At 67.6% G+C, this 24,115-nt stretch carries 24 protein-coding genes and 2 tRNA genes; 7 read left to right on the top strand and 19 right to left on the bottom strand.

Going from position 1 to position 24,115, the window contains the following annotated elements; translation table 11 throughout:
* Positions 1-195 precede the first annotated feature (195 nt).
* The 4 genes from C7402_RS14745 to C7402_RS14725 form a co-directional block, all read right to left on the bottom strand.
* Positions 196-1,902: a phospholipase D family protein gene (locus C7402_RS14745; protein WP_116611241.1), complete on the bottom strand. Its 1,707-nt coding sequence runs from the start codon at positions 1,900-1,902 to the stop codon at positions 196-198.
* A gap of 302 nt (positions 1,903-2,204) precedes the next feature.
* A complete protein-coding gene (gene panS, locus C7402_RS14735; protein WP_112171298.1) occupies positions 2,205-3,167 on the bottom strand; it encodes a ketopantoate/pantoate/pantothenate transporter PanS in 963 nt (320 codons plus the stop codon).
* A gap of 234 nt (positions 3,168-3,401) precedes the next feature.
* A complete protein-coding gene (locus C7402_RS14730; RefSeq protein ID WP_116611240.1) occupies positions 3,402-4,787 on the bottom strand; it encodes an MATE family efflux transporter in 1,386 nt (461 codons plus the stop codon).
* A gap of 175 nt (positions 4,788-4,962) precedes the next feature.
* Positions 4,963-5,184 (bottom strand): RNA-binding S4 domain-containing protein, encoded by a 222-nt coding sequence (locus tag C7402_RS14725; RefSeq protein WP_112171297.1) that lies wholly within the window; start codon positions 5,182-5,184, stop codon positions 4,963-4,965.
* Positions 5,185-5,509: 325 nt separating this feature from the next.
* Here C7402_RS14725 and C7402_RS14720 point away from each other — a divergent pair, with 325 nt between their 5' ends.
* Together C7402_RS14720 and C7402_RS14715 are read left to right on the top strand one after the other, a co-directional pair.
* Complete coding sequence (locus tag C7402_RS14720) at positions 5,510-6,037, top strand: hypothetical protein (protein ID WP_112171296.1); 528 nt, start codon at positions 5,510-5,512, stop codon at positions 6,035-6,037.
* 229 nt (positions 6,038-6,266) lie between these two features.
* Positions 6,267-8,453: an ATP-dependent helicase gene (locus C7402_RS14715; protein WP_425273783.1), complete on the top strand. Its 2,187-nt coding sequence runs from the start codon at positions 6,267-6,269 to the stop codon at positions 8,451-8,453.
* Positions 8,454-8,492: 39 nt separating this feature from the next.
* Here C7402_RS14715 and C7402_RS14710 read toward each other — a convergent pair whose 3' ends face one another.
* The 10 genes from C7402_RS14710 to fdxA form a co-directional block, all read right to left on the bottom strand.
* Positions 8,493-9,254: a DUF4088 family protein gene (locus C7402_RS14710; RefSeq protein WP_112171294.1), complete on the bottom strand. Its 762-nt coding sequence runs from the start codon at positions 9,252-9,254 to the stop codon at positions 8,493-8,495.
* Between the two features lie 133 nt (positions 9,255-9,387).
* Positions 9,388-9,711 carry an AzlD domain-containing protein gene (locus C7402_RS14705; protein WP_112171293.1) on the bottom strand — a complete coding sequence of 108 codons (324 nt, stop codon included), beginning with the start codon at positions 9,709-9,711 and terminating at the stop codon, positions 9,388-9,390.
* Complete coding sequence (locus C7402_RS14700) at positions 9,708-10,517, bottom strand: AzlC family ABC transporter permease (protein ID WP_112171292.1); 810 nt, start codon at positions 10,515-10,517, stop codon at positions 9,708-9,710. The genes C7402_RS14705 and C7402_RS14700 overlap by 4 nt, the downstream gene beginning before the upstream one ends.
* An 82-nt stretch (positions 10,518-10,599) precedes the next feature.
* A complete protein-coding gene (locus tag C7402_RS14695) occupies positions 10,600-11,529 on the bottom strand; it encodes an AraC family transcriptional regulator (RefSeq protein ID WP_116611140.1) in 930 nt (309 codons plus the stop codon).
* 27 nt (positions 11,530-11,556) lie between these two features.
* Positions 11,557-12,057, bottom strand: coding sequence for a CreA family protein (locus tag C7402_RS14690; protein WP_116611139.1), 501 nt, complete (start codon positions 12,055-12,057; stop codon positions 11,557-11,559).
* Between the two features lie 112 nt (positions 12,058-12,169).
* Positions 12,170-12,463 (bottom strand): type II toxin-antitoxin system RelE/ParE family toxin, encoded by a 294-nt coding sequence (locus C7402_RS14685; protein WP_116611138.1) that lies wholly within the window; start codon positions 12,461-12,463, stop codon positions 12,170-12,172.
* Complete coding sequence (locus C7402_RS14680; RefSeq protein ID WP_116611137.1) at positions 12,451-12,723, bottom strand: CopG family ribbon-helix-helix protein; 273 nt, start codon at positions 12,721-12,723, stop codon at positions 12,451-12,453. Before C7402_RS14680 ends, C7402_RS14685 begins: the two co-directional genes overlap by 13 nt.
* A 142-nt stretch (positions 12,724-12,865) precedes the next feature.
* Positions 12,866-12,941, bottom strand: a tRNA-Asn gene (locus tag C7402_RS14675).
* Positions 12,942-13,010: 69 nt separating this feature from the next.
* A tRNA-Asn gene (locus C7402_RS14670) sits at positions 13,011-13,086 on the bottom strand.
* A gap of 145 nt (positions 13,087-13,231) precedes the next feature.
* Positions 13,232-13,555: a ferredoxin FdxA gene (gene fdxA, locus C7402_RS14665; protein ID WP_112171287.1), complete on the bottom strand. Its 324-nt coding sequence runs from the start codon at positions 13,553-13,555 to the stop codon at positions 13,232-13,234.
* Positions 13,556-13,911: 356 nt separating this feature from the next.
* Here fdxA and pncB point away from each other — a divergent pair, with 356 nt between their 5' ends.
* From pncB to C7402_RS14635, 5 genes are all read left to right on the top strand, one after another.
* Positions 13,912-15,114, top strand: a complete 1,203-nt coding sequence (gene pncB, locus C7402_RS14655; RefSeq protein WP_116611136.1) for a nicotinate phosphoribosyltransferase — start codon at positions 13,912-13,914, stop codon at positions 15,112-15,114.
* Between the two features lie 100 nt (positions 15,115-15,214).
* Positions 15,215-15,877 carry a LutC/YkgG family protein gene (locus C7402_RS14650; RefSeq protein ID WP_116611135.1) on the top strand — a complete coding sequence of 221 codons (663 nt, stop codon included), beginning with the start codon at positions 15,215-15,217 and terminating at the stop codon, positions 15,875-15,877.
* Positions 15,867-17,303 (top strand): sodium:proton antiporter, encoded by a 1,437-nt coding sequence (locus tag C7402_RS14645; protein WP_116611134.1) that lies wholly within the window; start codon positions 15,867-15,869, stop codon positions 17,301-17,303. The genes C7402_RS14650 and C7402_RS14645 overlap by 11 nt, the downstream gene beginning before the upstream one ends.
* 92 nt (positions 17,304-17,395) lie before the next feature.
* Positions 17,396-18,385: a 2-hydroxyacid dehydrogenase gene (locus C7402_RS14640; protein WP_116611133.1), complete on the top strand. Its 990-nt coding sequence runs from the start codon at positions 17,396-17,398 to the stop codon at positions 18,383-18,385.
* The gene (locus tag C7402_RS14635) at positions 18,382-19,902 is read left to right on the top strand and encodes a DNA recombination protein RmuC (RefSeq protein ID WP_116611132.1); all 1,521 of its coding nucleotides are present in this window, start codon (positions 18,382-18,384) and stop codon (positions 19,900-19,902) included. The genes C7402_RS14640 and C7402_RS14635 overlap by 4 nt, the downstream gene beginning before the upstream one ends.
* A 99-nt stretch (positions 19,903-20,001) precedes the next feature.
* Here the strand turns inward: C7402_RS14635 and C7402_RS14630 are convergent, their stop codons facing one another.
* The 5 genes from C7402_RS14630 to moaA form a co-directional block, all read right to left on the bottom strand.
* Positions 20,002-20,454 carry a GNAT family N-acetyltransferase gene (locus C7402_RS14630; protein WP_112171471.1) on the bottom strand — a complete coding sequence of 151 codons (453 nt, stop codon included), beginning with the start codon at positions 20,452-20,454 and terminating at the stop codon, positions 20,002-20,004.
* Positions 20,455-20,498: 44 nt separating this feature from the next.
* On the bottom strand, positions 20,499-20,774 hold the full coding sequence (locus tag C7402_RS14625) for a hypothetical protein (RefSeq protein ID WP_028212919.1): 276 nt from the start codon (positions 20,772-20,774) through the stop codon (positions 20,499-20,501).
* Positions 20,775-20,830: 56 nt separating this feature from the next.
* Positions 20,831-22,141, bottom strand: coding sequence for a molybdopterin molybdotransferase MoeA (gene moeA, locus C7402_RS14620; protein WP_116611131.1), 1,311 nt, complete (start codon positions 22,139-22,141; stop codon positions 20,831-20,833).
* Positions 22,142-22,248: 107 nt separating this feature from the next.
* Positions 22,249-22,881: a molybdenum cofactor guanylyltransferase MobA gene (gene mobA, locus C7402_RS14615; RefSeq protein ID WP_116611239.1), complete on the bottom strand. Its 633-nt coding sequence runs from the start codon at positions 22,879-22,881 to the stop codon at positions 22,249-22,251.
* 25 nt (positions 22,882-22,906) lie between these two features.
* A complete protein-coding gene (gene moaA / locus C7402_RS14610) occupies positions 22,907-24,019 on the bottom strand; it encodes a GTP 3',8-cyclase MoaA (RefSeq protein WP_116611130.1) in 1,113 nt (370 codons plus the stop codon).
* Positions 24,020-24,115: the final 96 nt, after the last annotated feature.

The following is a 24,115-nucleotide window of genomic DNA, read 5'->3' as shown; positions in this document are numbered from 1 at the left end:
CGGCGCGTGGTGCTCGGGCGGCTGCGCGGCCGGTGCGAAGGCGCGGCGGCGCTCGGTGCGCTGAGGGCGGCTTCGTGGCTGGCTCGACGGCGGAGGGTACGACGTACTGCACGTGTAGCACGTATTGCACGTATTGCAGGACCGACGGACTCGCTGCAACGCGCGGCGGGGCGATGGATCGCTCCGCCGTCGCGCTCACAGCTGGCTGTCGACCGGCAACAGCAAGAATAGCCCGGTTAGAAGATTTCGGTAGAAACCCGCACCAGGATCGAGGTTGTAGGTGCGGATCACGCCGTCTTCCTCATCGGTCCAGACGAGCGGCGAGGAGATCGCGCTGCCACGCATCGAAGCGAGCTGGTAGGGCGTCGCGAGCGTCACGCGGTAGCTCACTTTCGGCGAGGTCGCGAGCGCGAAATAGCCGGCCACCTCGTGCGCGATGGGCGGACTTTCGACGGCAAGCGCAAGCTCGGTATTCAGGTTCGCCGAGCGTGGATCGAGATTGAGCGAGCCGATCACGAGCGTGCTTTCGTCGATCACATAGGCCTTCGCATGCAGGCTCGCGCGCGAGCGCGAACCGACCACGCCGAAGCGCCGCTGCCCGGTGCGTTCGGGCTGGCGCGGCTTGAATTCATAAAGCTCGGCGCCGGCCTTGAGCATGGGCACGCGGTACGGGCTGTAGCCGGCCTGGACCGCGACGGCGTCGGTGGCCGCGAGCGAGTTGGTGACGATCGCCACGCGCACGCCCTGCGAGGTGAGCGTGCGTATTTCCTGCACGCCGGTGTCGTGCGGCACGAAATACGGCGAGAAAACCAGCACGCTGCTTTTCGCCTGATGGATGCGATCGAGCAGCGCGCGCATGGCGGCGCCCATCTCGCCATGCTCGGCGCCCGCGATCTTGCCGGGCGAGTCGGCCACGAACTCCCATTTCGCCCAGTTCAGGCCGAGCTCGCCGCGCGTGATCTGCTGCGCGAGCGGCGTGGCGTTGAGCGGCTTGGCGTTGTACGGATCGGCGGTTTCGCTCCAGTGCTTGCGCAGGTCGTCGCGCGCGGTGTCCAGATCGTGCGGATCGAACTTCTGATGATTGAGCACGCTCAAGGGGTACGAGATCGAGCTGTTCCAGTAAGCGTCGAAACTTGCCGAGACGTCTCGCGCGACCGGGCCCGCCGCGAGCATGTCGAGATCGGTGAACTGCAACGTCGGGCTCGCGCTGAAGTATTCGTCGCCGAGATTGCGGCCGCCCACGATCGCGAGCTCGTTGTCGACGATCGTCGCCTTGTTGTGCATGCGGCGCGTGAACTGGTCGACGTTCGTGAAGAAGTTGCGCGTGCGCAGGAGCATCGATTCGCTCGTGCTGCCATACGGATTGAACACGCGGATCTGGATGTTCTGATGGCTGCTGAGCGCAGCCATCAGACGGTCGATGTCGTGGAAGTTCAGGTCGTCCACGAGCATGCGCACGTGCACGCCGCGATCGGCCGCATAGAGCGCCGAGCCGAGCAGCAGCTTGCCGGTGGTGTCCTCGTTGGCGATGTAGTACTGCATGTCGAGCGTCTTCGTCGCCGCCCGTGCGAGCGCGATGCGCATTTGCAGCGAGTCGGTGCCGGTGGCGAGCAGGCGAAAGCCCGACTGGCCGGGATGCGCGGCCTCGGGCGCGGCGAGCGCGAGGCCGAGCGGCGTGGCGCTTGCCTCGGACGCGGGCAGGGCCGAGGTGGTCTCGCGCGGGTAGTCGGTGGCGGGCGGGCGTGTCGCGCAGCCCGCGACGAGCGTGAAGCAGAGCAGCGCAAAAAGCGCGCGAAGCGTGCGCCGCGCGTGAGGCGCCGGCAACGGCGGCAGGCGGCGCGAAAAAACGGCGGGCAGGGCGAAATGCGCGGCCAAGCGGGATCTCCTTTGCGAACGTCGCATCGTGGGATGGTTCGTTTTCATTGCACGGCCTTCGCGGGGATTCTACGGGAAGCCGCCCGCCGTGCTTGCGGCAGCGGGCAAGCTGGCTGAGCAATTTTCGAGCCTCATCGGCAGGGCGGCAAGGCGTGACGATTACGCTTGCAGCCCGGCCGCAAGCAGCGGCGCTCGCCGTGGCGCGTCACTGCGCGCACGGCGAACGACAGGAGCGTGCGACGGAAGCGGAAGCGGAAGCGCTGGCGCGCTCGCGCATTGGGCGGCGCGTGCGGCGTGAGCGTCGAGACGCTCACGCCGGTGTTGCGTGGTCAGCCGCGCTCGGGCGTGGCGCGGGCGGCGCCTTGCGCGTCGCGCGAGCTGCCGCGCGCCGGCTTGCCGGCCCAGTAGCCCGCGAGCACCGAGCCCGAGAGGTTGTGCCACACCGAGAACAGGGCGCCGGGCAGAGCGGCGAGCGGCGAGAAGTAGAGTTTGCCGAGGGTCGCGGCGAGCCCCGAGTTCTGCATGCCCACTTCGATGGCGAGCGTGCGGCACACGGATTCATCGAAGCCGAGCAGTCGGCCCCCCCAATAGCCGCCGAGCAGGCCGATGCCGTTGTGCAGCACCACGCCGAGCGCGACGAGCGGGCCGACCGTGGCGATGCTCGCGTGCGTGCCGCCCACGACGGCTGCGATGATCGCGAGGATCGACACCATGGAGACGAGCGGCAGCACCGGCTCGACGCGGCGCACGAGGCCGCCCGCAAGGCGGTTCACGACGAGGCCGATCGCGATCGGCAGGCCGACGATTTGCAGGATGCTCATGAGCATGCCGTGCACGTCGACGACGATCGAGGCATCGACGTAAAGACGCGTGAGGAGCGGCGTCGCGAACACGCCGACGAGCGTGGAGAGCGCGCTGATCGTCACCGAAAGCGCGACGTCGCCGCGCGCGAGATAGATCATCACGTTCGACGCCGTGCCGCTCGCCACACTGCCCACGAGCACCATGCCCGCGGTGAGGTCGGGCGGCATGTGCAGCACCTTGGCGATCGCCCAGGCGGCGAGCGGCATGACGAGGTAGTGCAGGAAGATGCCGGCCGCCACGGGCGCGGGGCGCGTGAAGACGCGCTGGAAGTCGGCGAACGAGAGTGTCACGCCCATCGCCAGCATGATGATCATCAGGAGCGTGGTGACGTGCGGCGCGATTGGCGCGACGAGGCCCGGATCGAAGTACGCAAGCAGTGAAACGAGGACAGCCCAGAGCGGGAAGAGTCGGGTGATCGGGGCAAGCATGAAAGGGTGGTCCGTGAGAGGGGTTCGTTTTAGGTCGTGGCGCGCGTTGCCTTGCCGAGGCGGCGGGGCTGTCTCCTTTGTCGGCGGGACCTGGCGCTTTAGCACCCGGCCCCCTCCATGCAGCGCACGGTTCCTGCCCTCGTGGGACGGACGGCGCATGGGGCGCCAGCCGCCTATTTTAACCGCTTGCTTAACCCGTCACCTCGCACCCCTTATCTGGCCATTACCCGGCCATCACCTGGCCTGGGCGAGCAGGCTCATGCGGTGAAAGCGCCATGTCATGAGCACGGCGACCGTGGTGAGCCCCGCCGCGAGGCCCCACCAGAGGCCGAGCGCGCCAAGGCCGAAGTGGAACGCGAGCGCGTATCCCAACGGAAAACCGATGCCCCAGTAACCGAGCGTGGCCGCGACCATCGGCACGCGCGTGTCCTTCAGGCCGCGCAGGCAACCCGAGCCCACGGTCTGCGCGCCGTCGACGATCTGGAAGATGGCCGCGACGCCGAGCAGCGTGGCCGCGAGCCCGACCGTGTGGGCGTTGGCCGGATCGTCGAGATGCAGATAGAGCCCGACGATCCAGTGCGGCGCGAGCACCATCACGAGCGCCGAGAGCGTCATGAAACCCACACCGAGCGCGAGCGCGACGAAACCCGCGTGGCGCGCCGCGCGCGGCACGCCCGCACCGATCCAGTAACCCACGCGCACGTTGGCCGCCTGGCCGATCGCGAGCGGCACCATGAAGGTCACGGAGGCCACGTTCAGGGCGATCTGGTGCGCCGCGAGCGGCGTTTCGCCGAGCAGGCCCGCGAGCAGGCCGGTGGCGAGAAAGAGCGTCGCCTCGACGGCATAGGTGATGGCGACCGGCCAGCCGATCGCAAACAACTCGCCCATGAGCGGCGCCGTGGGCCGGCGCGCGATCACGAAACGCTGGTGCGAGGGGCGCAGGTGCAGCAGGGCCATCAGCACGAACGCCGTGAGCCAGACCGTTGTGGTCGTGGCGGCCGCCGAGCCGAGAAAGCCCAGTCGCGGCAGCCCCCACACGCCGTGGATCAGCCCGTAATTGAGAAAGCCGTTGCTGAACACGCTCGCAATCGACACCCACAAGAGGCGCCGCGCCGCGCCGATGGCGGGCAGGAACGAGCGCATGAGTCCCACGCCGATCAGGCTCGCGGGCGCGCCCCAGCGCAGCACGGCCGTGTATTCGCCGATGTGATGGGCGAGCAGCGCGGGCTCGCCGAGCGCGCGCAGGATCGGCTCCGCGAACGAGAGCAGCGCGAAGGCGGGCAGCGAGAGCAGCAGCGAAAGCGCGAAGCCCGTCCAGTAGATGTGCGGCACCTGGCTTTCGTTGGCGGCGCCGCGCGCCTGCGCGACGCTCACGCTCACCGAGGTCAGCACGCCTTGCAGCACGGTCACCACGACGAAGAACATGTTCGCGCCGAGGCCGCCCGCGGCGAGCGCGTCGGCGCCCAGCGAGCCGAGCAGCACGGTGTCGGTGACGCTCATCGCCATCTGCGAGAGCTGGGCGATCGCGAGCGGTCCGGCGAGGCGGGCGGTGTCGGCGGCGTGACGGCGCAGCGTGGGCGATGTGGAAACGGCGCGGCCGGAAAGCGTGGTTCGGGTCATGAAAAACAAGCGGCGCGAGATACGCGCCGCAAGGCTCTGAGTACGGTTGTCTGTCGAAACTGAAAGCTTATTGCGCGGCGGTCGCGTTGTCGATCCGCGCGCTCAAATACGGTGCATGGGTGTCGCTTGCGCGCAATTCCGGTCGGGCGCTTTGATGGGCGCATCGATCGGCACTTTAATCCGGCTCTTTGATGGCAATGCGCGTGTCGCCGAGCAGCACGACCTGGCCCGCGCGGATCTTGCAGGTCTTGCGCAGTTCGACCTCGCCGTCCACTTTCACCGCGCCCGAGGCGACGACCTGCTTGGCCGAGCCGCCGCTGTCCGCGAGGCCGGTGATCTTCAGGAGGTTGTGCAGTTCGACGTAGTCGCCGGTGAGCGTGAAATCGAGATTGGGCATGGCGGATCGGCATTCAGATGCGCGCGGGAGGCGCGCGAAGGGTGAGCATCATAAGCGATCGCCGGCTTGCCGCGGCCCTCTGTGGCGTACACGCTGCTGTCACATCTCGGGGCCAGATGTTATGAATTCGTCAGAAAGTGCAACGTTGAGTAACGTTGCGGGACCGCGCGGCGATCTTCAGACCAAAATGGTTTCACCCGGATCGACAGCGCCGCCCAACCTTGCTCATTCGTTTTACCGGGCGGCTACATCGAGCGGGGGCGCGGCTGTAGCGGACCTGTTCGCCGCAACCGAGCCTTCGGAACCACTGCAACGAGGATACGCCATGACCCAGATTCGCAAACTGCTGACCGCTACCGCCGCTTTTGCCACCGTGACCACGGCCGCCGTGTTCGCGCAGGGTGCGTTTGCCCAAACTGCGACCCAGGGTGCGGCACAGGCCGGCGGCGGGGCGCCCGCGCTGGCACCTTCCGCCGCACCGGCGATGGCGCCGGGCCAGATGGGCGGCCAGGCACCCAGCCAGGCGCCGGCCGCTGCCGGTATCGCGCAACCCGCGCCCGCGCCGCAGAACCTGACGGCGCCGCAGTCAGCCGACCCGCTGGTGCAAAAGCGCAACGCGAACGCGGCGGCGAACGCCGAGTACCGCAGCGCCAAAAAGTCGGCGAATGCGGAGTACGGCGACGCGAAGAAGCAGGCGAAGTCGCAGTACAAGGCCCAGGTGCAGGACGCCAAGATCATCCACAAGGCCGACCGTCAGGCCAACGACTCGGAGATGAAAGACCAGATGATGAACGGCATGTCGGCCCAGCAGCAGGGCGGCCAGGTCCAGCAGGCTCCGCAGTCCTCGCAGTAAGCGACTGATGGCGGGACCGTCGGGACTGTTGGGAGCAGAAACGGTGGCGGCGTCCGGCAACGGGCGCCGCCGCTTCGTTTTTCGGCGCACGCTTTCGGGCCGGCGCCGAAGTTGTCGCTAAATATCGCCAGATCGCCGCAGAATCAGGCGCTTGCGGATGCGGGGTGTATGGATATACAGTGTGCGTCGCCCCGTCCGATTCGCCACGTTCACTGTTCCTGCGCCCGCCGTGTCCACTGTTTCCCTCGCCGATCCCTCGTCCGCCTCCGTCTCTGTCGCCGGCGACGACGTTGCCAGGCCAGGCGCCGATACGGCCAACGCCGTTTCCGCGTGGCTCGCCAAGCTCAACGACGCGCAGCGCGAAGCGGTCGAGCACGGCGGCGAAGCGGGCTACGCGCCGGGCTCGGCGCTACCGGGGCCGCTGCTCGTGATCGCGGGGGCGGGGTCGGGCAAGACCAATACGCTCGCGCACCGCGTCGCGCATCTGATCGCGAACGGCGCCGATCCGCACCGCATCTTGCTGCTCACGTTCTCGCGCCGCGCCGCGCAGGAGATGACGCGCCGCGTCGCGCGCATCGCCGCCGGCGTGCCGGGCGTGGCCGCAACGCTTGCGCAGGGGCTCACCTGGGCGGGCACGTTTCACGGCGTGGGCGCGCGCCTCTTGCGCGAATACGCGGATCACATCGGCCTTTCACCGGCGTTCACGATCAACGATCGCGAGGATTCCGCCGATCTCATGAACCTCGTGCGCCACGAACTGGGTTTCTCGGCGAAGGAAAAGCGCTTTCCGTCGAAGTCCACGTGTCTTGCGATCTATTCGCGCGCGGTCAACACGGGCGACTCGCTCGCGAACGTGCTCAACCGCTCGTTCTCGTGGTGCCTCGAATGGGAACCGCAGTTGCGCGTGCTGTTCGCCTCGTACGTGGACGCCAAGCAGAAGCAGAACGTTCTCGACTACGACGACCTGCTGCTCTACTGGGCGCACATGGCCGCCGAGCCTGCGATTGCCGCCGATCTCGCGGGACGCTTCGACCATATCCTCGTCGACGAATATCAGGACACCAATCGGCTTCAGGCGTCGATCCTGCTCGCACTCAAGCCCGACGGCCGCGGCCTGACCGTGGTCGGCGACGACGCCCAGGCGATTTACTCGTTTCGCGGCGCGACCGTGCGCAACATTCTCGATTTTCCGGCGCAGTTCGACCCGCCCGCGCGTCAGGTGACGCTGGAGCGCAACTACCGGTCGACCGCGCCGATTCTCGCGGCGTCGAACGCCGTAATCGACGCGGCTGCCGAGCGCTTCACGAAGAACCTCTGGACCGATCGCCCTTCGCAGCAGCGCCCGCGACTCGTGACGGTCGCCGACGAGGCCACTCAGGCGCGCTACGTCGTCGAGCAAATCCTCGAGGCGCGCGAAGCGGGCATGAAGCTCAAGCAGCAAGCCGTGCTGTTTCGCGCCGCGCACCACAGCGCAACGCTCGAAATCGAGCTGGCGCGGCGCAATATCCCGTTCGTTAAATTCGGCGGACTGCGCTTTCTGGACGCCGCGCATGTGAAGGACGTGCTGGCGGTGCTGCGCTGGGCGGAAAACCCGCTCGACCGCGTGGCGGGCTTTCGCGTCACGCAATTGCTGCCGGGTGTGGGGCCCGCCAACGCCGCGCGCCTGCTCGACCAGGTGGCCGCCTGCACGGGCGCGTATCGCGCCGCCGAGGCGCTCGCGGCCTTCGCGCCGCCGCCGCGCGCGGCCGAGGACTGGCCCGCGTTCGCCTCGCTCGTCGACAGCCTTGCCATGCGCGCCACGCCGTGGCCCGCCGAATTCGAGCGCGTGCGGCGCTGGTACGAGCCGCATCTCGAACGCAATCATGAGGACGCCCAGGTGCGTCTCGCCGATCTGTTGCAGATGGAGAGCATTGCGAGCACCTACGCGTCGCGCGAGCGCTTTCTCACCGAACTCACGCTCGATCCGCCCGACGCCACGAGCGCCGAATCCGCCGATCCGCTGCTCGACGAGGACTATCTGATCCTCTCGACGATCCATTCGGCGAAAGGGCAGGAGTGGCGCAATGTGTTCGTGCTCAACGGCGTGGACGGCTGCATTCCGTCCGACCTCGGCGCGGGCAGCGACGAGGAACTGGAGGAAGAGCGGCGTCTGCTCTACGTGGCGATGACGCGTGCGAAGGAGGATCTGCACATCGTCGTGCCGCAGCGTTTTTACGTGCACAACCAGGTGGCGTCGGGCGACCGGCACGTGTGGGCGTCGCGCACGCGCTTCATCGCCACGCCCATGCTGCCGCTGTTCGAATCGCGCGCGTGGCCGCCCGCGCCCGTGGCGAGTGCGCCGAGCGCGACGGGGCTCGCCGCCGCCGCGCAGGCGAAAGTCGAGATTGCCGCGAAGCTCAGGAAGATGTGGGATTAGGCGTGCGGCGCGCCGCCCGCGAGGCGGGCGCGCCGGCGCTCAGTGCCGCTGCTCGCGCGCCGCGGTCCGCTGCGGCGGCATGAAGAAGTTGCGCAGCCATGCGGCGAGGCGCGTGAACACGTCGTCGGGTTCTTCGACGAAGATTTCGGGCTTGAGCAGCCGCAGGTACTCCATGATCTGCTGCGCTTCCTGCTTCTGGAACGCGCCGTGCGTGATGCCGAGCCGCAGCAGCCCGCGCAGTTCGCCCAGCCGCTCGCGCGCGGCGCTGCCGCTTGCCTGCTCGCAACCGATCTTGGCCTCGTACACGCGCTGGCGCAGCGACTCCGAAAGCCGCCAGGCGGGCGTCTGCATCGACTCTTCGAGCGCCTGGATGTCTTGCACGCTCGACTTGATCTGCGCCGCGAGCGGGTCGACGAGCGAGGCGTCGCCCTGGGCTTCGTTCACGATGGCCGCCGCCCAGTCGCGGCATTGCTTCGAGAGTTCGTCGGGCGTCCACTCGGGCCGCGACGCGACGCCAAAGCCGAATTCGCTTGCCTGACGCATCAGGATCGAGACGACTTCGGGAAATTCCTTGTCGAGCGTGCGCTTGGCCCACGCGTACTGGCCGCCCTGGAGCAGCCGCTGCACGGCGTGCTCGGTGAGCGGCGTCATGTTGTCGAGCAGTTTCGCGCGCAGGTAGTCCTCGAACGACGGCGTGGCGAACTGCGGGTCGAGCTTGACCGAGACGCGCAGGAACGCGTCGAAGTCCTTGCGCAGCGACGCAAGCGTTTCTTCTTTCAGATTGAGGGTGATCTGCCCCATTGTGGTTGCCCCGGTGTAATCCTTATCCCTTCTCATGCGCTCGCGCCGTTCGAGCACAGGCCCGCCAGAGCAGGCCTTGACGGGTTTATCGGCGGGACGGGCCGAAACTTGAGCGCACCTGCCGGGGAACGCCTCAGCGCAGGACGACGCCTTGCCAGAGGAAGAACACGCCGAGCCCCACCGCAATGGTGAGGAGCGGGCGCTTCGTGAGTGCGCTCACGACGATGGCCGCGAGCGCGCCGACGAGCTGCGGGTTGCGCCAGGTGAGCTCCGCGCCCTGGCCGTGGGGCGAGACGGCCATCGGCACGATGATGGCCGTGAGCACCGTGACGGGCACGAAGCCGAGCGCGGTGCGCACGAGCGGCGGGAACACGAGCCGCTCGCCGAGCACGAACACGGCAGTGCGCACGACCCAGGTGATGAGGGCCATGCCGAGGATCAGGACGACGTAGTTCATTGCCCGGCTCCGGCGGTGCGTTGGACGGTGGGCGGCTTGCGCGGGTGTTCGCCGCTGGCGCGCGCGCCGCGCGGCGTGCCGGGGCGCGACAGGACGACGCCGACCACCACGCCCGCGAGCACGGCGCCGAGCAGGCCGAGCTTGTACGGCCAGCCTTGCCAGAAGAAAGCGAGCACGCCGGCGGTTGCTGCCGCGGCGAAATAGCGCACGGCGACGAGCTGCGGCACCACGATGGCGATGAAGGTGGCGACCATCGCGAAGTCGAGGCCGAGCGACTGGAGCCCCGGGAAGGCGGCGCCGAACAGCAGGCCGACCGCGGTCCAGAGCTGCCAGTTCAGGTACATCGAGAGGCCCGAACCGAGGAAATGCCACGGCGAGACGTCGTCGCCGGGGGGATGGCGGCGGAAATGCGCCCAGGCGACCGCGAACACTTCGTCAGTCAGCAGGCCGCCCAGCGCGAGGCGCCAGCGCAGCGGCAGGTGCGACACGTAGGGCGCGAGCGTGGCGCTGTAGAGCACGTGGCGCAGGTTCACGATCAACGTGGTGGCCCAGATGACGGCGAAGCTCGCGTGCGAGGCGATCAGCCCGAGCGCGATGAACTGCGCGGAGCCGGCGAACACGGCGAGCGACATGAACTGGCCGTGCCAGAGCGAAAGCGGGCCCGAGGTGACGAGCGTGCCGAAAATCACGCCGAAGGGCGCGGCGCCGATCATCATGGGGATCGTGTCGCGCGCGCCGGCGGCGAATTCGGCGAAGCGCCCGGTTTGCGGCGTGGAATGGGTGGTCAAACTATCCTCCTGATACATGAGGACAGCTTAGCGGGCGGCCTTGCGCGTGGCTTGTACGTTCTTGCGGCGCGGGTGCCGAAGCCTGGCGCCCCGGCGGCGCTCAGGACGACTGCCAGCGCCCCGGCGGCACGCCGAACATTCGGCGAAAGTGCCGCGTGAAGTGGCTCTGGTCGGTGAAGCCGCTGGCCGCGGCGACGTCGGCGACGGTGGCGCCGTCGCGCAGCGGGCCGAGCGCGCGTTGCAGGCGCAACTGCGTGCGCCACGCGTGCGGTGGCAGCCCGGTCGCCTGGGTGAACAGGCGCGTGGCGTGAAACGGCGAGAGGCCCACGGCCTGGGCGAGATCGGCCACGCGCAGCGGCGTGGCGAGATCGGCGGCGAGGAGCGCCTTCATCGTCTCCACGCGCGCATCGTTGGGGCCATGCTTGAGCGCGGCCTCGCGCGTGCGGCCGTAGCGCGTGAGGAGCGTCGAGAGCGCGTCGAGCAACGCGCCTTCCACGGCGAGCAGATCCGGATGTGCAGCATATGGCGCGTTCGCAAGCGCGGGGGCCTCGGGCAGCGCGGTGACAGTGCTCGTGCGTGCGTCGAGCCCGGCGTGTGTGCGCCGCCGGTCAGTGTCGCTTTCCAGCAGCCGGTGCGCGCGAGAGAGGCGGTCCGCGAGATCGAGATCGTGAATCACCTCGGAGTCGAACCACGGCAACGGCTGCGCGCGGCCGGCGATTTCGGCGGCGAGGTCGTGCAGGAAGCCGATCGGCACGTACATCACCCGATAGCTCCAGCCTTCGTCGACAGCGCGCGAGCCCGTGTGCAACTCGCCCGGATTGATGACCGGCACGGTGCCCGTTTCCGCGACATGCTGTGAGCCGCGATACCGGAAGCATTCCGCGCCGCCTTCGATCACGGGGATCGTGTAGGCCTCGTGCCAGTGGGGCGCGAACGTGTGCTCGTGGTATTCGGCTGTGACGAGATCCCCGCCGGGCAGCAGCGGCGTGCGCCAGTAGCGGGCGGAATCTCGGAAACGGGAGTCGGGCATCGTCAAAATCCTGCGCGGATCCCCAGTTTAGCGCAGTGGAATGGTCGTGCCCGCGGGCACCGGCACGGCGGTGACGCTGTTCTTCGCGCTGCCGCTCACGACGCGGTCGCTGTAGGTCAGGTAGACGAGCGCGTTGCGCTTCGCGTCGACCACGCGCACGACGTGCAGCGTCTTGAAGAGGAGCGACATGCGCTCGTTGAAGACGTCGGCCTGCTGCTTGAGCGGCCCCGTGAACGCGATTTGCCCGACCTGGCGGCAGGCGATCGACGCTTCGGTAGGGTCTTCGGCGAGGCCGAGCGTGCCTTTCACGCCGCCCGTGCGGGCGCGCGAGACGTAGCAGGTGACGCCTTGCACCTGCGGATCGTCGTAGGCCTCGACGACGACCTTGTCGGAGCCGGTCATGCGGAAGTTGGTGTTCACGCTGCCGATCTGCTCGGCGTGGGCGGCGGCGAATGCGCACAAGCTCGCGCAGGCGATGAGCGGGCGCGCGAGGCGTGCGGGGCGTGCAAAGAGGCGGGTGGATGTCATGCGGATTCCCGGAGGTGGCGAAGCGACATTATCGGGGAGGGTGGGGCAACCTGGTCGCCGCGCTGAAGTCGGGGCGCACATTGGCCTTGCATCTCGGCCCTGCATCTGAGGCCTAGTAGCCGGCCTCGCGCTGATGACGGAATGCGAGCACATAGACGACGTCATCGTTTGCGTCATGGAGATAAAGCGCCACGTAGCCCGAATCGCCAAACGGAATCACGAGTTCGCGCAACTCGGGCGACCCGCCCAGTGATCGCCCGATTGCGGGTGTCTTTTCGAGATGAAGGAACTGCTGGGTGATGACCTGAGCCGCGCGTCGCGCGGATTCCGGTGTTTTGCGGGTGAGAAATCGCCGGCAGCGCTCGAGTCCTTCGACGGCGCGCTCGGTGACAATCAGTCGTGGCACTTGGGCGCTGACGTCTCGTCTTCCGTTCCCCAGCTATCCAGCCACGTGCGAACCTCGTCGCCGTCCAGATGCCGGCCGGTTTCCCTGAAATGCTGCCAGGAGGCAAGCGCTTCCTGCTTGAAGCGCTCGCGCGCCTCTTCGCGCTCGACGTATTGCGCGATGGCTTCGCGCATCACGGCATGCGGCGAACGGTGCTGCAATCCGGCGATGTGCTGCACGCGGTCCTTCAGGTCCTCGTCGAGCTTGATGGAAGTGGCCATGGCCGTTCCTGCGGGTAGGTATTACTTGTTGATACTACACGACGCGGGCAATGCGCACGATGCGCGGGAGGAGGGGCCATATGCGCAAAAGCGCGCAGCCAAAGAAAAAGGGGTTGCGTGCAACACGCAACCCCTCATATTTTGGCTCCCCGACCTGGGCTCGAACCAGGGACCTACGGATTAACAGTCCGGCGCTCTACCAACTGAGCTATCGGGGAACAGCAGTACAGCTACAACGCTTTACGTCATAAAAAAACCCGTTCTGATTAACGGGCTTTTGCGAATCTTGGCTCCCCGACCTGGGCTCGAACCAGGGACCTACGGATTAACAGTCCGGCGCTCTACCGACTGAGCTATCGGGGATCAACAAAAGCAGAGAACGAGATTCTATGGGGTCCAGTGGAGACTGTCAATACCCTGGCGCTATCTCTTTTAAGCCAGTGCGCATTGCAAGCGACTGGCCCGGCGTGCGGCAGGGCGAAACCCCGAACAGGCGATTACCGCGCGATTAGCGAGCCAGAAGCTCGAGCTTGTCCTTCACGTCCTTGAACTCGTCGGCTTCCGGCAGCGGGGCCTTGGTCTTGGTGATGCTCGGCCAGCCCTTGGCGAGGTCGGCGTTCAGTTCGATGAACGCTTGCTGGTCGCCAGGCACGTCTTCTTCGGCGTAGATGGCGTTCACCGGGCATTCGGCAACGCACACGGCGCAGTCAATGCACTCGTCCGGGTCGATCGCGAGGAAGTTGGGACCTTCGCGAAAGCAGTCCACCGGGCACACATCGACGCAGTCGGTATAGCGGCACTTGATGCAGCTTTCGGTCACAACGTGAGTCATTCAGGCAACTCCTGCAAGCTTTTTGTATCGGGGGATGGCGGTTCGCCAAAAGCGGTATTGTAACTGATGAGGAATTACCCCAGCCACACGCCCGCACCGCGCGTTAGATCGTTTCGTGATTAGTTTATAAGATGGGGTGATCCGAGCGGCTTGAGCCGAATGGCGTCGAATGATGTCGATTGCCCCTTTTGCGCAAGGGGGCGTGCAGGCGGGTACACGGCGTGCGCGGTCATTCGGGTAACATGGGCGCACCGCTGGCGCCCGCCGCCCCTAGCCGTCGCAAGGCCCATATCCTGTGCCGCGTGCGGCTTTCGCGTTGCGCGGGCGCTATCCGATTGCAGTCCGGCTGGCCCATCATGATCATTACTTCGCTGCTCGATACCGATCTGTACAAATTCACGATGATGCAGGTGGTGCTGCATCATTTCCCCGCGGCCAATGTGGAATACCGCTTCCGCTGCCGCACGCCCAATGTCGATCTCGTGCCTTACGTCGACGAGATCCGCAGCGAGATCCAGAAGCTTTGCCGGCTACGCTTCGCCGAGACCGAGCTCGAGTACCTGCGCAAGATGCGCTTCATCAAGAGCGACTTCATCGACTTTCTCGCGCTCTTTCACCTCAACGAAAAGTACATCACGGTGACGCCGTCGCCCAAGGGCAACGGCGAGATCGACATCGAGATCAAGGGGCCTTGGCTGCACACCATCCTCTTCGAGATTCCGGTGCTTGCCATCGTCAACGAGGTGTACTTTCGCAACACGCAGCATCATCCTCAGTACGAGGAGGGGCGCGAGCGCCTGCGGCACAAGATCGAGCTGCTCGGCGCGAAGCCCGAATTCGCCGACTGCAAGATCGCCGACTACGGCACGCGCCGCCGCTTCTCGAAGCGCTGGCACGAGGAGGTGATCCTCACGCTCAAGGAAGATCTCGGCGAGCAGTTTGCCGGCACGAGCAACGTGTACTACGCGATGAAGCACAACCTCACGCCGCTCGGCACGATGGCGCACGAGTATCTCCAGGCGTGCCAGGCGCTCGGGCCGCGCCTGCGCGACTCGCAGATCTTCGGCTTCGAGATGTGGGCGAAGGAGTATCGCGGCGACCTGGGCATCGCGCTCTCCGACGTCTACGGCATGCAGGCCTTTCTGCGCGACTTCGACATGTACTTCTGCAAGCTCTTCGACGGCGCGCGCCACGATTCGGGCGATCCGTTCGAGTGGGGCGAGCGTCTGCTCAAGCACTACGAAGACAACCGCTGCGACCCGCGCACGAAGACCATGATCTTCTCGGACGCGCTCGACATTCCCAAGGTGCTGCGCCTCTACGAGCGGTTTGGAGAACGCTGCCGCCTCGCCTTCGGCGTGGGCACGAACCTCACCAACGACCTCGGCTACCAGCCGTTGCAGATCGTCATCAAGATGGTCCGCTGCAACGGCCAGCCTGTGGCCAAGCTCTCCGATTCGCCGGGCAAGAACATGTGCGACGACAAGGCGTATCTTGCCTATCTGCGTCAGGTGTTCGGCATCGAGCAGCCCACGGAAGAGGAAGGCGCGGGCAAGTAACGCGCGCGGGAGGCCCGCAAAGCCCGCAAAGCTGGCAAATAGCAAGGCGACGCCCCGGTATAATCGGCGCGTCGCCTTTCTTCATCTGACGAGGACGTTCATGGACACGACGGCCGCCCGCCGCAGCATACTCGCGCGCATTCGCGCGGCGCAGGGACGCGAGGCCACGCCCGCGGCGCACGAGCGGGAGGCCGTTGCCGACTACCTCGCGCGCCATCCCGAGGGGCCGCGCCCCGACCTCGAAGGCGATCTCGTCGCGCGCTTCGTGGGCGAGGCGCGCAAGATGTCGAGCACGGTGGACGAAGTCCCGCAGATGGCCGACGTGCCCGCCGCCGCGCAACGCTATCTCGCCGAGCGCGGCTTGCCGATGCAGGCGGTGGCGTGGCAGACGCTCGAATCGTTCGACTGGGCCAGCGCGGGTCTGGCGGTGGCATTTCGCAAGCCCGAGGACCGCGATCTCGTGGGCCTCACCGGGTGCTTCTGCGCCACGGCCGAAACGGGCACGCTGGTGCTGCTCTCCAGCCCGCAAACCTGGGCCTCGGGCGCGCTGCTGCCCGAAACGCACATCGCCGTCGTGCCGGCTTCGCGCATCGTCGCGGGCCACGAAGACGCCTTCGCCCTCATGCGCGCCGAACGCGGCGAGCTGCCGCGCGCGGTCAATTTCGTCTCGGGGCCGTCGCGCACCGGCGACATCGAACAGACCATCATTCTCGGCGCGCACGGGCCGTATCGTGTGCATGTGATTGTCGTGCATGGCGCGTGAGCGCGTCGTAGTCCGCAGGTTCGCGGCCGCTGCGTTCGCCGCGCTGTCGTTGTCCGGCACGAGCGCACACGCGGCAACCTTCGATGGCGCCTCGCTCGGCGCGGTCTGGGCGTTGCCCTTCGCCGGCATGCTGCTGTCGATCGCGTTCTTTCCCATGCTCGCCGCCGCGTTCTGGCATCACCATTTCGGCAAGATTTCCGCGGCGTGGGCGCTCGCCTTTTTGCTGCCGTTCGCGCTCGCGCACGGAATCGGCGCGACTTATCCGCTGTTCGTGCACGCCATCGTCGACGAATATCTGCCGTTCATCGTCTTGCTCGGCGCGCTCTATACGATCGCGGGCGGCATCTGCGTCTATGGGAATCTGCGGGGATCGCCGCGCACGAACACGGCGATCCTCGCGCTCGGCACGGTGCTCGCGAGCGTGATGGGCACGACGGGCGCGGCCATGCTGCTGATCCGGCCGCTCCTGCGCGCGAACGACAACCGGCGGCACAACGTGCACGTGGTCGTGTTCTTCATCTTCCTCGTCGCGAACGCGGGCGGCCTGCTCACGCCGCTCGGCGATCCGCCGCTTTTTCTCGGCTTCCTGAACGGCGTGGGATTCTTCTGGACTGCACAGCATCTTGCGTTGCCCATGCTGTTCGTGTGCGGCGTGCTGCTCGCGGTGTTCTACGCGCTCGATAGCTGGTACTTCAGCCGCGCGGGGGAGGCGCACGCCGCCTCGCTGGACCCGACGCCCGACTCGGGCGCGCTCGCCATCGGCGGCAAGGCCAATTTCGTGCTGCTCGCGTTGCTCGTCGCGCTCGTGCTGATGAGCGGCGTGTGGCGGCCGGGCGTCGTTTTCGACGTCGCGGGCGCGCACTTGCCGCTTCAGAACCTCGTGCGCGATACGGGACTCGTTGCGCTCGCACTGATCTCGCTCGTGTTCACCTCGAAAGCGGCGCGCGCCGACAACGGCTTCGAATGGGCGCCGATCATGGAGGTCGCGAAGCTCTTCGCGGGCATTTTCGTGACGATCACGCCCGTTATCGCCATGCTGCGCGCGGGCGAGGCGGGCGCGTTCGCTACGCTGATCCGGCTCGTGAACGACGCGCCGGGCCGCCCGAACGAGGCGATGTACTTCTGGGCGACCGGCCTGCTTTCGTCGTTTCTCGACAACGCGCCCACGTATCTCGTGTTCTTCAATCTCGCGGGCGGCGACGCCAATGCGCTCATGGCGGGCGGCGCGAAAACGCTCGCCGCGATTTCGGCGGGCGCGGTGTGGATGGGCGCGCTGACCTACATCGGCAACGCGCCGAATTTCATGGTGCGGGCGATCGCGCAGTCGCGCGGCGTGCGCATGCCGGGCTTCTTCGGCTATGTTGGCTGGTCGGCCGCGCTGCTCCTGCCGGTCTTTCTCGCGGCCACCTGGCTCTTTTTCGTCTAGCCCCGAGCCCGACGCGAGACTTCCCTGCGCGCCCCGTCACGCGCAACAATGACGGACATTCCGACAGAACGACTGAAGTGTGGAGAGCAACGATGCAAAAGATTCTCGTGGCGCGCCCGATCTTTCCCGACGTGATCGATCGGCTCAAGCAGTATTTCGATGTGGACTGGAACAACGGCGAGGCGCTTGCGCCCGAGGCACTGCACCAGAGGCTCGCCGACAAGGACGGCGCGCTCACCGCGGGCGACCCCATCGGCGCGGCGGCGCTCGCGGCCGCACCGCGTCTGCGCGTGGTGTCGAACATGGCCGTGGGCTACAACAACTTCGACATGGCCGCGTTCAACGCGGCCAACGTGCTCGGCACCAACACGCCCGACGTGCTCAACGAAACCACGGCCGACTTCGGCTGGGCGCTGATGATGGCGGCCGCGCGCCGCGTGACGGAATCCGGGCACTTCCTGCGCGCGGGCAAGTGGGACAAGTGGTCGTTCGACGCGTTTCTCGGCTCGGACATTTACGGCGCCACGCTCGGCGTGATCGGCATGGGCCGCATCGGCCAGGCGCTCGCGCGCCGCGCGCGCGGTTTCAACATGCGCGTGGTCTATCACAATCGCTCGCGCGTCGCGCCTGAGATCGAGCGCGAACTGAACGCCGAGTATCTTTCGAAGCAGGACCTCCTCAAGCAGGCCGACCACGTCGTGCTCGTGCTGCCCTACACGGCGGAGAACCATCACACGATCGGTGCGGCCGAACTCACGCTGATGAAGCCCACCGCCACGCTCACCAACATCGCGCGCGGCGGCATCGTCGACGACGCGGCGTTGGCGCAGGCGCTGCGCACGCGCCAGATTGCGGCGGCGGGCCTCGACGTGTTCGAGGGCGAGCCGCGCGTGCACCCCGCGTTGCTCGAAGTGGAGAACGTCGTGCTCACGCCGCATATCGCGAGCGCGACCGAAGCCACGCGCCGCGCGATGGCGAACCTCGCCGCCGACAACCTGATCGCCGCGCTCGGCGAAGGCCCGTGCGCGGGGCTGCCGGCCAATCCGATCAATCCCGCCGTGCTGGGGAACGCGCGTACATGAGTCCGCTTGCCGTCATGTCGCTGGCGCTCGTCGCGCTGGCGGCCGCGTTCGTCGTCACGCTCGTGGCCTTGCTGCGCGCCCGTCAGGGCCATGACGACGGCGAGGCCACGCTCGACGCGCTCGATCAACTGAGCGACCGCCTCGCAGCCTCGACCGACATGCAGGCGCGCGCGGCCGAGCGCATCGAGCGCGAGTTGCGCAACGAAATCGCGCGCACCGCGCAGTCCTCGCGCAGCGAGTTCGGCGGCGGCTTCGCGCAGGTGCAGCAGGCGCTCGCGGCGCAGCTCGGCAGCATGGCGACGGTGCAGAACAGCCAGATCGACGGCTTCGCGCAGCAACTCGCCAAGCTCACGGCCGCCAATACGCAGCAGCTCGATGCCGTGCGCCAGAGCCTGCATCAGCAAGCCCAGCAGGCGCGTGAGGAGCAGGGCGCCGCGCTGCGCCACTTCGGCACGGTGCTCTCGCAGCAGCTCGCGCAGCTCACCGAGGCGAACGACCGGCGCTTCGCCGAAGTGCGCGCGACGCTCGAACAGCGTCTGAAGGACATCGAAGCGAACAACGCGGCGAAGCTCGAAGAAATGCGCCGCACCGTGGACGAGAAGCTGCACGCGACGCTTGAGCAGCGCCTTGGCGAGTCGTTCAAGCTGGTTTCCGATCGACTGGAGCAGGTCCATCGCGGGCTTGGCGAGATGCAGACGCTGGCGGCGGGCGTCGGCGACCTGAAGAAGGTGCTGACCAATGTGAAGACGCGCGGCACCTGGGGCGAGGTGCAGCTTGAAGCGCTGCTCGAACAGATGCTCACGCCCGAGCAGTACGCGAAGAACGTCGCGACCGTGCCCAAAAGCAGCGAACGCGTGGAGTTCGCGATTCGCCTGCCGGGACGTGGTGCGGGTGGTGCGGATCAGTCGGAGCCCGTGTGGCTGCCGATCGACGCCAAGTTTCCGCGCGAGGACTATGAACGCCTGATCGACGCGCAGGAGCGCGCCGATGTCGCCGCGATCGAGGAAGCCGGGCGGGCGCTCGAACTGCGCATCCGCGCGGAGGCGCGCACCATCGCCGAGAAGTACGTCGCGCCGCCGCACACGACCGACTTCGCGCTGCTGTTCCTGCCGACCGAAGGGCTCTACGCGGAAATCCTGCGCCGTCCCGGCCTGACCGACGTGCTCCAGCGCGACTACCGCGTGAGCGTCGCGGGGCCGACCACGCTCACGGCGCTGCTCAACAGCCTGCAAATGGGCTTCCGCACGCTGGCGATCGAGCGGCGTTCGAGCGAGGTGTGGCAGGTGCTGGGCGCGGTGAAGACGGAGTTCGGCAAGTTCGGCGACGTGCTCGCGCGCACGAAGTCGCAGCTCGAAACGGTCACGCGTTCGATCGAGGCGGCGGAGGTACGTACCCGCGCGATGAACCGCAAGCTGCGCGACGTGGAGGCGTTGCCGGGCGAGACGGCGGCGAACCTGCTCGGCGATGCCTTGGGCAACGGCGAGCAGGCGGGCGATGGGGGATTCGGCGACGAGTGAGTAGCGCGTCTGCAAAAGCCGCGCGCCAAAGGACAACGGGCCGCCTGAATCCAGGCGGCCCGTTTGCATTCGAGTGTGCTCGGCGCGTGTGCGTTGCGCTTACCCGATCGCCGGTTCGGCGGGAGCGGCGAGCTTGTCGAGTGCGTCGCCGGTCATGCGTACGACGCGCCAGTCGGGCAGCACCGTCGCGCCGAGCTTCTCATAGAAGCCGATGGCCGGCGTGTTCCAGTCGAGCACGGTCCATTCGAAACGGGCGCAGCCGCGTTCGACGGCAATGGCCGCGAGCGCGCGCAGCATGGCCGTGCCGAGGCCGGTGCCGCGTTGCGAAGGCTGCACGTAGAGGTCTTCGAGATACAGACCGCGGCGGCTCAGGAAAGTCGAGTAGTTGTGGAAGAACAGCGCATAGCCGACGATGCGCCCGGCGTCCTCGGCAACCAGCGCCTCGGCGGCGGGGCGCGCGCCGAAGAGGGCGTCGGCGAGACCTTCGGCCGTGCCCGTGAACAGATGCGTGAGCTTCTCGAACTCGGCGAGCTCGTACATCAGCGCGTGCATCGCGCCGACGTCGGCGGGCGTGGCGGCGCGGATCGTCGCGGACGTCACGCTTCCTCCGGCACGTCCGAGAGATGGATCTCGATGCCGCCGAAGCGCGAAGCGACCCAGTTGTACGCATGGCAGGCGATCCACAGCAGGATGAAGCCGACGATCGCGTTGAGCAGCAGCGCGCTGAAGATGGTGGAGAGTTCGACCGACCCATAGCGCACGAACGCCACGAGCACGCCGAGCAGCACGATCGGCACGCTGAAGGTCAGATACACAAGGATGAGCGCTTTGGCGGTCTGCCCCGCGGCGATGAACGAAATCTGTTTTTTCATAGGTGTCGGTCCGTATGTCGAGGTGGACGTGTGGGTACGTTTGATGGCCAGGCGCATTAGACGAGCCCATCGAACAGCATGATGTCGACGGCGTCGCCGGCATCGAGGTCTCCTGCCTCGTGCGCGAGCACGATGAAGCAGTTCGCCTCGCTCATCGTGCTGAGCGCGCCCGAGCTTTGCGAGCCGGTCGGCGCGACGCGCCACTGGCCTTTGGCGTCGCGGTGCGCGAGGCCGCGCTGGAACTCGGTGCGGCCTGCGCGCTTCTTGATCGGCTGCTCGCTCACCGCCGGTACGAGCGGCACGGGCTGCGCCTTCGCGCCCGCCATCGCCAGCAGCGCGGGGCGCACGATCTGGTAGAACGAGACCATCGTCGCGACCGGGTTGCCCGGCAAGCCGAACAGGAGTGCCGCGCGGCCCGCGCCGGGGTGTCCGCCCGACCAGATGCGGCCGAACGCGAGCGGCCGGCCGGGGCGCATGGCGAGACCCCAGAAGGAGACGTCGCCGAGCGTTTGCAACTGGGTGCGCGTGAAATCGGCTTCGCCGACCGAGACGCCGCCGGAGGTTAGCACGACATCGGCCGTTTCGGCAGCCTGCTTGAGTGTGGCGGCGAGCGCGGCGGGGTCGTCGCGCACCACGCCGAGATCGATCGCCTCGACGTTCAGGCGTTGCAGCATGGCGCCGAGCGCGTAGCGGTTGCTGTCGTAGATGCAGCCCGGTTCGAGCGGCTCGCCGGGCGAGCGCAGTTCGTCGCCGGTGGAGAAGTACGCCACGCGCAGCCGTTGTTTGACGTTCGCCTCGACGAGACCGAGCGAGGCCAGGAGGCCGATGTCGCTGGCGCGCAGTTCGCGGCCGGATGCGAGCGCCACGCCGCCGCGCGCCAGGTCTTCGCCCTTGCGTCGGGCGTTCGCGCCGCGCTTTACCGCGCTCGCATCGAACGTGACGGCTTCGCCGCGCACCTGAACGCGCTCTTGCGGCACGACGGTGTCGCAGCCCGCGGGCATTGGCGCGCCGGTCATGATGCGCACGCACGCACCCGCCGCGACGGCGCCCTGATAGGGGTGGCCGGCGAACGCCTTGCCGCAGACCGGGAGCGTCAGCTCGCCCGATGCGCCGGCCGCGGCCAGCGCCGCGCCGTCGAAGGCGTAGCCGTCCATCGCGGAGTTGTCGTGCGCGGGAACGTCGATGGGCGAAATCACGTCGTCGGCCAGCACGCGCGCGAGCGCTTCGCGCAGCGGTACGCGCTCGCTCGCGGTGAGCGGCGTCACCCACTGCAACACGATGGCCTGCGCGGCGCTCACGGGCAAAGCTTGCGGATCGTACTGGCTGATGCACCCGGCGTTGCCGGGGAGATGGTTAAGCGTGGTCATCGAGTGAGGAAGCGTCGCATCCGCACCAGGTGTGCGGCGATCGTCCAGGCGGGCGTGCCGGCCGTGTGCCGGGGACGGCGGCTGGCCGGGCGCCGCCCGATTGCAATTCAGGCGCGTTCGAGTTCGGCCAGTTCCTGTAAGGAATTGATATTGTAAAACGCACGTTCATCGGCAAAGGCGACTTCGGCGGCCTTGTGGCGCGCGTACCACGCACGCACTTTGCGCTCGCCCGCCGCGAGGAAGGCGGCGAGGTCGTCGGCGAGCGAGGTGCGCACGAGCGCGAAAACGGGATGCAGCGAGACGACGCCTGCGGCGTTCGTCGTGGTCGCGGTCACGATGTCGGCGCCGGCCGCGCCGTGGGCGAGCGCCGCGTGGCCCAGTCGCGCGGCCAGGTCGGCGGGCAGCCAGGGCGAGTCGCAGGGTGCCGTGAGGAGCCACTCGGTGTGCGCGGCGCGCAGGCCCGCGAGCAGTCCCGCGAGGGGGCCGGGGAAGTCGGGCAGCGTGTCGGCGAGCACGCTCGCGCGCCACGGCGCGCCGAGCGCTGCATAGGCGTCCTGGTTGCGGTTCGCGCTGATGGCGAGCGCACCCGCTTGCGGCGCGAGGCGGGCGAGCACATGGGCCGCGAGCGGCTTGCCGTGCAATATCTGGAGGCCCTTGTCCACGCCGCCCATGCGCTGGCCGCGGCCGCCCGCGAGCACGAGGCCGGTGATCGATTCGGCGGGAATGGTGCGCTCGCTCATCGGCAGGATGGGCTCGGGGGGCGTGTCAGCCACCGATGTAGGACATTTCGATGCGGCGCTCGTCCGCGGAGGCGGGCGCCTGCGCGCTGCCGCGCAGTTGCGAGTAGCGGTCGGCGCGGCCTTCCCAGACTTGCGCGATCGCGCCGGTGAGTTCCGCGTCGGTGGCGCCGTTGCGCACCAACGCGCGCAGGTCGTAGCCCATCGAGGCGAAAAGGCACAGGTACAGCTTGCCCTCGGTCGACAGGCGCGCGCGGGTGCAGTCGCCGCAGAATGCGCGCGTCACGCTCGATATCGCGCCGATCTCGCCTGCGCCGTCGGCGTAGCCCCAACGCTGCGCCGTTTCGGCGGCGCTATGCGCTTCCAGCGGCACGAGCGGCCAGTGCTCGGCAATGCGGGCGACGACCTCGGCCGACGGCAGCACCTCGGTCATGTTCCAGCCGTTCGAAGTGCCCACGTCCATGTATTCGATGAAGCGCAGCGCCACGCCCGAGCCGCGGAAATGGCGGGCGAGCGGCACGATCTCGCCGTCGTTCGTGCCGCGCTTGACGACCATGTTGACCTTGAGCGGCGCGAGACCCACGGCTTGCGCCGCGGCAATGCCGTCGAGCACGTCGGCCACCGCGAAGTCGGCGTCGTTCATGCGGCGAAAGAGGGCGTCGTCGAGCGCGTCGAGGCTCACCGTCACGCGCGTGAGGCCCGCGTCGCGCAGGGCGCGCGCCTTGCGGGCGAGAAGCGAGCCGTTGGTGGTGAGCGTGAGGTCGAGCGGTTCGCCCGAGGGCGTGCGCAGTGCGGCGAGGCGCTCGATCAGGAATTCGATGTTCTTGCGCAGCAGCGGCTCGCCGCCCGTGAGGCGGATCTTGGTGACGCCGAGTGCTACGAAAAGCCGCGCCAGGCGCTCGATTTCTTCGAGTGAAAGCAGCGCGGAATGCGGCAGAAACGGGTAGTCCTTGTCGAACACCGAGCGCGGCATGCAGTAGACGCAGCGGAAATTACAGCGGTCGGTGACCGAAATGCGCAGGTCGCGCAGCGGCCGTGCGAGCGCGTCGAACACCGCGCCCGAGGGCGTGCGCGCGGGCCCCGCAGCCGGTTTGGGCGGCAGCGTGCGGATATCGGCAACAGGGATGATGCGTCGGGACATGGTGTCTTCGTTCTCGCGTTGCTTCGATTCTAGCCGAACCGGGCATTGGCGACTGCCGAGGGAGAACGCTGATATATCAAAAAAGCCGCCAAAAAA

Origin of the sequence: Paraburkholderia unamae, from assembly GCF_003096875.1 — a bacterium.
Classification (GTDB): Bacteria; Pseudomonadota; Gammaproteobacteria; order Burkholderiales; family Burkholderiaceae; genus Paraburkholderia; species Paraburkholderia unamae.
The sequence above is the reverse complement of the archived record's forward strand: the minus strand, read 5'-3'. Positions and strand labels throughout refer to the sequence as shown.

Excerpts from the sequence above, each read along its gene's own strand:
- C7402_RS14745 (WP_116611241.1), bottom strand. The coding sequence starts at position 1,902 with ATGCGACGTTCGCAAAGGAGATCCCGCTTGGCCGCGCATTTCGCCCTG.
- panS (WP_112171298.1), bottom strand. The coding sequence starts at position 3,167 with ATGCTTGCCCCGATCACCCGACTCTTCCCGCTCTGGGCTGTCCTCGTT.
- C7402_RS14730 (WP_116611240.1), bottom strand. The coding sequence starts at position 4,787 with ATGACCCGAACCACGCTTTCCGGCCGCGCCGTTTCCACATCGCCCACG.
- C7402_RS14725 (WP_112171297.1), bottom strand. The coding sequence starts at position 5,184 with ATGCCCAATCTCGATTTCACGCTCACCGGCGACTACGTCGAACTGCAC.
- C7402_RS14720 (WP_112171296.1), top strand. The coding sequence starts at position 5,510 with ATGACCCAGATTCGCAAACTGCTGACCGCTACCGCCGCTTTTGCCACC.
- C7402_RS14710 (WP_112171294.1), bottom strand. The coding sequence starts at position 9,254 with ATGGGGCAGATCACCCTCAATCTGAAAGAAGAAACGCTTGCGTCGCTG.
- C7402_RS14705 (WP_112171293.1), bottom strand. The coding sequence starts at position 9,711 with ATGAACTACGTCGTCCTGATCCTCGGCATGGCCCTCATCACCTGGGTC.
- C7402_RS14700 (WP_112171292.1), bottom strand. The coding sequence starts at position 10,517 with ATGTATCAGGAGGATAGTTTGACCACCCATTCCACGCCGCAAACCGGG.
- C7402_RS14695 (WP_116611140.1), bottom strand. The coding sequence starts at position 11,529 with ATGCCCGACTCCCGTTTCCGAGATTCCGCCCGCTACTGGCGCACGCCG.
- C7402_RS14690 (WP_116611139.1), bottom strand. The coding sequence starts at position 12,057 with ATGACATCCACCCGCCTCTTTGCACGCCCCGCACGCCTCGCGCGCCCG.
- C7402_RS14680 (WP_116611137.1), bottom strand. The coding sequence starts at position 12,723 with ATGGCCACTTCCATCAAGCTCGACGAGGACCTGAAGGACCGCGTGCAG.
- fdxA (WP_112171287.1), bottom strand. The coding sequence starts at position 13,555 with ATGACTCACGTTGTGACCGAAAGCTGCATCAAGTGCCGCTATACCGAC.
- pncB (WP_116611136.1), top strand. The coding sequence starts at position 13,912 with ATGATCATTACTTCGCTGCTCGATACCGATCTGTACAAATTCACGATG.
- C7402_RS14650 (WP_116611135.1), top strand. The coding sequence starts at position 15,215 with ATGGACACGACGGCCGCCCGCCGCAGCATACTCGCGCGCATTCGCGCG.
- C7402_RS14645 (WP_116611134.1), top strand. The coding sequence starts at position 15,867 with ATGGCGCGTGAGCGCGTCGTAGTCCGCAGGTTCGCGGCCGCTGCGTTC.
- C7402_RS14640 (WP_116611133.1), top strand. The coding sequence starts at position 17,396 with ATGCAAAAGATTCTCGTGGCGCGCCCGATCTTTCCCGACGTGATCGAT.
- C7402_RS14635 (WP_116611132.1), top strand. The coding sequence starts at position 18,382 with ATGAGTCCGCTTGCCGTCATGTCGCTGGCGCTCGTCGCGCTGGCGGCC.
- C7402_RS14630 (WP_112171471.1), bottom strand. The coding sequence starts at position 20,454 with ATGCACGCGCTGATGTACGAGCTCGCCGAGTTCGAGAAGCTCACGCAT.
- C7402_RS14625 (WP_028212919.1), bottom strand. The coding sequence starts at position 20,774 with ATGAAAAAACAGATTTCGTTCATCGCCGCGGGGCAGACCGCCAAAGCG.
- moeA (WP_116611131.1), bottom strand. The coding sequence starts at position 22,141 with ATGACCACGCTTAACCATCTCCCCGGCAACGCCGGGTGCATCAGCCAG.
- mobA (WP_116611239.1), bottom strand. The coding sequence starts at position 22,881 with ATGAGCGAGCGCACCATTCCCGCCGAATCGATCACCGGCCTCGTGCTC.
- moaA (WP_116611130.1), bottom strand. The coding sequence starts at position 24,019 with ATGTCCCGACGCATCATCCCTGTTGCCGATATCCGCACGCTGCCGCCC.